This window comes from Neolewinella marina (assembly GCF_002631205.1).
In the GTDB taxonomy this organism is placed as follows: domain Bacteria; phylum Bacteroidota; class Bacteroidia; order Chitinophagales; family Saprospiraceae; genus Neolewinella; species Neolewinella marina.
This window is the reverse complement of record NZ_PDLO01000014.1, coordinates 25564-32893: the sequence shown is the minus strand read 5'-3', so window position 1 is coordinate 32893 and position 7330 is coordinate 25564. Positions and strand designations below refer to the sequence as shown.

The window sequence follows — 7330 nt, the reverse complement described above, 5'->3', positions numbered from 1 at the left end:
GCGGCGTTTGAAGGGCTCGCTGAAGCGCCGCGTGTACTTCTGCTTCAGGGTGGGCTGTTCTGAATTTGATGACATAATCGATGTGTACGATTGTGTCAAGCTATTTCAGGTATGGACAGGTTTCTGGTTGGCTGGTTCGCGGACTGTGAATCCTCCTTGCTGGCTTGGAGTATGTCTGGTTAGCTGGTGGCTGGTTAGTCGCACGACGAATCCTCCGCGCTGGCGTGGAGTTCGTCCGGCGACTGAAATGAGAATATTAATTGCTGGTTGCTGCTTGATTGGGTTGCTGGTTGGTTGGTTCGCGGACGGTGAATCCTCCTTGCTGGCTTGGGGTTTGTCTGGTTAGCTGGTTAGCTGGTTGGCTGGTTGCTGGTTGCTGGTTGGGCGGCGGCGCGCGGGTGCCACGACATTCCCGGGATCCCGCGCCCGCCGGCAAGGGTTCCCCCTAGAAGATACCCTCGATGGTATGCGTGGTCCCGTTGAAGGTGACGGTCTCCCCTACCCCGCGGTTCAGGAAGGCCTGGCCAATGGGCGACTGCACGGAGATGCAGTAATAGACCTGGTTGCCCAGTTTGACCTTGCCCAGTCCTACGGACAGGTAGTAGCTCCCGTGTTGGGTCACCACCAGGCTACCCTGGGAGACACGGTCGTGGTTATCCTGCGGTTTCAGGGCCGTCAGCGTCCGCTGGTCCTCCATGACCTGCAGCAGTTGTCGGTGGGCCTGGACTTCCTCCCGGTGCAGCATTTCGCGGCCGGTTTCGTACTTATCTCCCGCGCTGCTTTTGGTTTCGCTTTCGCGTGCGGTATTGATCCCGTCCAGGATATGCTGGAGGGTAGCGATGCGGCGGTCGGTGTCGGCTACGCAGGCCTGGTGGAGCTGGATTTTTATGTTGGGGTGGTCTGCCACGGGCCGTAATAATACCACTCTCCCAGCGTAGCTTTACCTCTGATCCCTACCCCACGAGCGCGAGCGAGCAGAGTCGTGCGGTAGCCCTTGACCCCTTATCCCCTTGACCAAAACGAGCGCCAGCGAGCAGAAACGTGCGGCAGCTTATTCAGTAATTCAGTAATTCACTAATTCACCTCTTCCCTCCTTGAAGAAACTAGCCCTACACTGGAAAATCATCATCGGCATGGTACTGGGCGTGGCGTTCGGCTTTGCCGCCAGTGCGGTGGGGGCCACGGACTTCGTCGTGGACTGGATCAAACCCTTCGGCATCATCTTCATTAACGCGCTGAAGCTGATCGCCATTCCGCTCATCGTTGCCTCCCTCATCAAGGGGATCAGTGACCTGCAGGACATCTCCCAACTCTCGCGGATCGGTGGCCGTACGCTGGGCCTCTTCCTGCTGACGACCGTAACCGCGGTGACCATTGGACTGGGCATCGTCAACCTGGTGAATCCGGGCAAGGTCGTTTCCCAGGAAACGCGGGAAAACCTCTTGGCCGCCTACGCCAACGACGCTTCCCAACGGATCGAGATCGCTACCTCCCAGGCCGACCAGGGGCCGCTGAGTTTCTTCGTGGATATGGTGCCGGATAACATCGTCGGGGCGGCCTCCTTCAACGGCAATATGCTGCAGGTGATCTTTTTCGTCGTCTTCTTTGGCATCGGACTCATCCTGATTCCCCCCGACAAGGCGCGGCCCGTCAAGGCCTTTTTCGACGGGGTGAACGAGGTCGTCCTCAAGTTGATCGACCTGCTGATGGCCACCGCGCCCTACGCCGTATTCGCCCTGCTGGCGGCCCTGGTGGTCGAGGCACCGAGCGCCGACCTGTTCGCAGCGCTGCTGTCGTATAGTGTGTGCGTACTGCTGGGACTGGGTATCCTTATCCTGGGACTCTATCCCCTGATGGTCCGCCTGTTCACGGGTGTTGGTTACGGGGCGTTTTTCCGCGGCATTGCGCCGGCGCAACTGCTGGCCTTCAGCACCAGCTCCAGCGCCGCTACCCTGCCCGTAACCCTGGAGCGCACCACCGGTCACCTGGGCGTATCCGAGGACATCGCCAGCTTCGTGCTGCCCATTGGCGCTACCGTCAACATGGACGGCACCAGTCTGCACCAGGCGGTCGCCGCCGTCTTCGTTGCCCAGGTTTTCGGACTGGAGCTCGACCTGGTTACCCAACTCGGGATCATCGTGACCGCCAGTATGGCGTCGATCGGCGCGGCGGCCGTTCCCAGCGCCGGCATCGTCATGCTGGTCATCGTCCTCGGACAGGCGGGCATCCCCGTCGAGGGCATCGCCCTGATCTTCGCCGTCGATCGCCCCCTGGACATGTGCCGTACCATCGCCAACGTGACGGGCGACGCCACGGTATCGATGGCCGTCGCCAAATCCGTAGGGAAGCTGGACGTCGCCTCCATAGCGAGATGATGGGCACCTACTCCCCTAAGGTCGAGGCCGTGTCGGCCGAGTTTTCATCTCGACGAGCACGGGCTGAGGGCCTCCCGGCCCGATTTGTTGTTTCTGCTGAGCGGTGTGTAGGGTACACCGTTGGCGCTCACCCTGGAGGGGCACGACCTGCTTGGGCTGAGGGCCTCCCGGCCCGATCAGTTGCTTTCACCGAGCGGTGTGTAGGGTACTCCTTTGTAATCGCCCCTGGAGGGGCTCAACCCGTTGCCGCCTTCATGTCAGGATGGTGGAGTTTGAATTGTGAAGGTGGCTGATTCGGTGACTCGCCCCTCAGGGGCTCGACCTGCATGGGCTGAGGGCCTCCCGGCCCGATTTGTTATTTCTGCTGCACGGTGTGTAGGGTACACCGTTGGCGCGCACCCCTGAGGGGCTCGACCTGCACGGGTTGAGGGCCTCCAGGCCCGATTTATAGCCTCAAAGTGAAATGTTAATGATCCAGCGATCGCCCCTGGAGGGGCTCAACCCGTTGGCGCCTTTGTATCATGATGGTAGAGTTTGAATAGTGAGGGTGGCCGATTCGGTGACTCGCCCCTCAGGGGCTCGACCTGCACGGGCTGAGGGCCTCCCGGCCCGATCAGTTGCTTTCACCGAGCGGCTTAATCCGTCCAGGCTGCTTGCGCCTCCCTACGCCCCCCCAACCACCAGTCGTTTCACCATCCTGCCGGTGGGGCTGCTCACCGAAACCAGGTAGGCACCCGGAGGCAGACGGCCCACGTCGAGGGTAGTGGTGGGTGAATCCCCGTCGGAGAAGCTCTGGCGCAGCACCAGGGCCCCGGTGAGGGACCGCAGTTCCACCACTACCGGCTGGCCGGCAAAGGCGGACAGTCCGACGGTCACCCGGTCGTAAGCCGGGTTCGGGTAGAGGTCGAAGTCGAGCGGGGTTTCCCGGGGAAGGTCCGGCAGGAAGACCACCGGTTCGTCGGAGGCGGCCAGGGGGACAACGGGTGCGCCGTTCACCGAGATGTGGTCGAAGACGCCCACCGTCAGCTGCCGGTCGTTCAGGCTTTCGGCGAAGAGGCCCACCTTGAGGCAGTTGGGCATGGCCACGTTGCGGGTGAAGAGCTTGCGCCACTGCACACCGTTGGTGGAGGTATAGCCAGTGAACGTGTTGCCGATGCGGACCAGCCGCAGCCAGTTGTCGTGCGGACGGTTATCCTGCGCAAAGTCCGTCTTCCCACCGGTGGTCAGGCGATACTCGCCCCGCACGATGGGGTTGCGTTTGCGCTTGAGGACCACCATAGGTGAATTGGCGGAAAGGTCCCGTCGCATCTCCAGGCCCACCCAGCCAATGCCACTCTGGCTGCGTACGCGGGCGATGATCTCGGCGTTGCCGCACATGTCCCGGTACACCAGCTGCTGCTCGTCGCGGGTCTGCTTGGAATCGCCCGTAGCGCGAATGGTGATCACCTCCGGATTGCAGGCGTCAAAGTCCGCCCCGCCCCCGGCCCCGCCGATGGACTTCACCGACCAGGGGCCGGAAATGGGGTCCGGCGGATGATTGCCGCCCGGACAAGACAAGGGCTCATCGTACAGCGGGCAGACCGAAATTTGGCAGTCGGGGTCAGCCACTACGCTGACCCTGACGGGTACCCCCCGCGTGCCGTCGGCCGGGACGCCGGAAACACAGACCACGGCCAGTTGCGGACTCAGCACCTGCGCGAAGGCGGCCGGATAATCAACGCCATCGATGTTGATGGTGTATTCGGCAGCATTTGTCGGCAGGAAACTGCCGGTCAGGTACAGGCAGCTGCGATAGGTGCCGTCGTTGTTGCAGGTGGGCCCGATGTAAGCGTCCCCGGGTTGCCCAGCCACGCGCACGTCGGTGATGTTGCAGGTGCACTGGGGCTCGTCGAAGAGGTCGGTGGACGTGTAGGTGCAGCCGTTTCCGGCGTCGATGGTTACGTCGACGTTGGGGCTGGCGTCGCCCGGGACGCCGGAAACGCAGACCACGGCCAGTTGCGGACCCAGCACCTGCGCGAAGGCGGCCGGATAATCAACCCCATCGATGGTGATGGTGTAGGCGGCAGCATTTGTCGGCAGGAAACTGCCGGTCACGTACAGGCAGCTGCGGTAGGTACCGTCGTTATTGCAGGTGGGTCCGATGTAAGCGTCCCCGGGTTGCCCAGCCACGCGCACGTCGGTGATGTTGCAGGTGCATTGGGGCTCGTCGAAGAGGTCGGTGGCCGTGTAGGTGCAGCCGTTTCCGGCGTCGATGGTGACGTCCACGTTGGCGCTGGCGTCACCCGGGACACCGGTAACGCAGACCACGGCCAGTTGCGGACCCAGCACCTGCGCGAAGGCGGCCGGATAATCAACACCGTCGATGGTGACGGTGTAGTCGGCGGCACTTGTCGGCAGGAAACTGCCGGTGACGTACAGGCAGGTACGGTAGGTACCATCGTTGTTGCAGGTGAGACCGATGTACTGGTCTCCCGGTTCCCCGCCCACACGCACGTCGGTGATGTTGCAGGTGCACGGGGGCTCGTCGAAGAGGTCGGTGGCCGTATAGATGCAGCCGTTTCCGGCGTCGATGGTGACGTCCACGTTGGCGCTGGCGTCACCCGGGACACCGGTAACGCAGACCACGGCCAGTTGCGGACTCAGCACCTGCGCGAAGGCGGCCGGATAGTCAACACCGTCGATGGTGATGGTGTAGGCGGCGGCATTTGTCGGCAGAAAGGAGCCGGTCACGTACAGGCAGGTACGGTAGGTGCCGTCGTTGTTGCAGGTGGGCCCGATGTACTGGTCTCCCGGTTCCCCGCCCACGCGCACGTCGGTGATGTTGCAGGTGCACTGGGGCTCGTCGATTAGGTCGGTGGCTGTGTAGATGCAGCCGCTACCCGCGTCCACCGTTACGTCAACGTCCTGGGTTCCATTGCCCGGCACACCGGAGACGCAGACCACCACCTCCTGGGGCCCGATGACCTGCAGAAAGACGGCCGCGTACGGCACGCCCTCGATCGTGAGAGTATAGGCGGCTGCATTGGTGGGGAGATCCGGGCCACTGAGATAAAAGCAACTGCGGTAGGTGCCGTCGTTATTGCAGGTGGGCCCGATGAACTGGTCGCCCGCCTGCCCGCCGAGGCGCACCCCCGTAATGCTGCACACTTCCGTCCGGACCGGCGACAGACTGATGAAAAAGAAGGGAAACACGGCCAGGAGTAGCGCATAGAGGGTAGATTTTCGGGCTTCCATCGAGTCATATTTTGTGGTGTGACGGCGAGACGCGGGAACAGCCGGATTTGCCATACGCAGGGCCGCCTGTCCGCGGTAGACACGGCAGGAAGGGGACGGACGGAACGGGCTCACGTCCGGGCGGGACAGCGGAAATAGGATTCAGTTACGCCCGGGGGCGCGGGCAGGGAATGGGGGTGGCGTACTACAAAACCACCTATAATTTACGGGCATTTGCCGCCGGTTGATGTTGGTGTTCTCACATTTATTTTATTCTGATTCAGTACCATTCCGGCTGGAAATACGGCCCCTGGTTCCCCCTTTTAACCTGCCCTGTTTTGTACCTTTCTTTCTGCCCCCGTAATCCATCCCCATGCCCTGTTTACTGTTCCTTTTTGTCGCCCTGGTCCTTTCCCTGTCGTCGGTGCCCGCGGGTGCCGAATCCACCGGAAAGCCCCGCGTCATCAACACCACCGACCTGGGCGCGGACCCCGACGACGAGCAGTCGCTGGTGCGGCAGCTGGTCTCTGCCAACGAGTTCGACCTCGAAGGACTGATCGTCGCCACCGGCTGCTGGAAAAAGGAACAGGGCAATACGGATATGCTAGACCGCATCATTGACGCCTACGCCGCCGCCTACCCCAACCTGAGCGTCCACGCTGAAGGCTTCCCTACCCCCGACTACCTCCGCTCGGTTTCCGTGATGGGGCAGACGGGCTACGGTATGGGCGACGTGGGTGAGGGCCGCGACAGTCCCGGCTCGGAGCTGATCATCACCGCCGCCGACCGCGACGACCCCCGTCCGCTGTGGGTCATGGGCTGGGGCGGTATGAACACCGCCGCCCAGGCCATCTGGAAGGTGAAGGAAACGCGGTCGCCGGAAGAGCTGCGCCGCTTCCTCAGCAAGCTGCGGCTTTTCGACATCCTGGGGCAGGACGACGCCGGCGCCTGGATCGCCAAGAACTTCCCGGAGGTATTCTACATCCGCGCCACCGGGGTTTACGGCTGGGCCCCCTCCGACGAGTACCTGGACGAGCACATCCAGAACCACGGCCCCCTGGGCGCCGTCTACCCCGACCGGCAGTGGGCCACCGAGGGCGACTCCCCGGCCTTCCTCCACGTCTACCCCAACGGACTGAACGACCCCGAACGGATCGAGCAGGGCGGCTGGGGCGGCCGCTTCAGCCCCGAAAAGCAGGCGGGCATCCGGAGTATGTCGGAAGTAGCCAAGATCGACCCCCAGGCCGAACCCTCCTACGACCCCTACTATATGTACGGCAATACCGAAGAGGGGGGCGCCGCCATCAAGCGCTGGCGGGAGGGCTTCGACAACGACTTCGCGGCGCGGATGGACTGGTCCATCACCCCCCGCTACGCCGACGCCAACCACCACCCCGTGGCCGTCCTGAACGGTGACCGCACCCGCCAGGTCCTCTACACCAGCGCGAAACCGGGTACCACCCTCCAACCTTCGGCGGCGGGTTCCACCGATCCGGACGGGGACGCGCTGTCCTATCGCTGGTCCATCTATGAGGAGCCCACCACCTATGGCGGTGAGCTGACCCTCCGGAAGGCGGACACCCCCACCCCCGAGTTGCCCATTCCCGGCGACGCGGCCGGAACCACCCTCCACCTGATCCTCGAAGTCCATGACGGCGGTTCGCCCAACCTGATCGCCTACCGGCGGCTGGTGGTTAAGGTCGAGGCCGTGTCGGCCGAGTAGTCATCTCCACCGCGAGGAC

At 62.9% G+C, this 7330-nt stretch carries 4 protein-coding genes; 2 read left to right on the top strand and 2 right to left on the bottom strand.

Features of this window, described 5'->3' with window-relative positions:
• Positions 1–445 precede the first annotated feature (445 nt).
• A complete protein-coding gene (locus CGL56_RS17870) occupies positions 446–907 on the bottom strand; it encodes a GreA/GreB family elongation factor (protein ID WP_099107955.1) in 462 nt (153 codons plus the stop codon).
• 187 nt (positions 908–1094) lie between these two features.
• On the opposite strand from CGL56_RS17870, the gene CGL56_RS17865 reads away from it, so the two are divergent.
• Positions 1095–2375, top strand: coding sequence for a dicarboxylate/amino acid:cation symporter (locus CGL56_RS17865; RefSeq protein ID WP_099107954.1), 1281 nt, complete (start codon positions 1095–1097; stop codon positions 2373–2375).
• Between the two features lie 663 nt (positions 2376–3038).
• On the opposite strand, the gene CGL56_RS17860 is transcribed toward CGL56_RS17865, so the two are convergent.
• Positions 3039–5609, bottom strand: coding sequence for a T9SS type A sorting domain-containing protein (locus CGL56_RS17860; protein ID WP_167641668.1), 2571 nt, complete (start codon positions 5607–5609; stop codon positions 3039–3041).
• Between the two features lie 352 nt (positions 5610–5961).
• Between CGL56_RS17860 and CGL56_RS17855 the strand changes: the two genes are divergently transcribed.
• Positions 5962–7311, top strand: a complete 1350-nt coding sequence (locus CGL56_RS17855) for a DUF1593 domain-containing protein (protein WP_099107952.1) — start codon at positions 5962–5964, stop codon at positions 7309–7311.
• Positions 7312–7330: the final 19 nt, after the last annotated feature.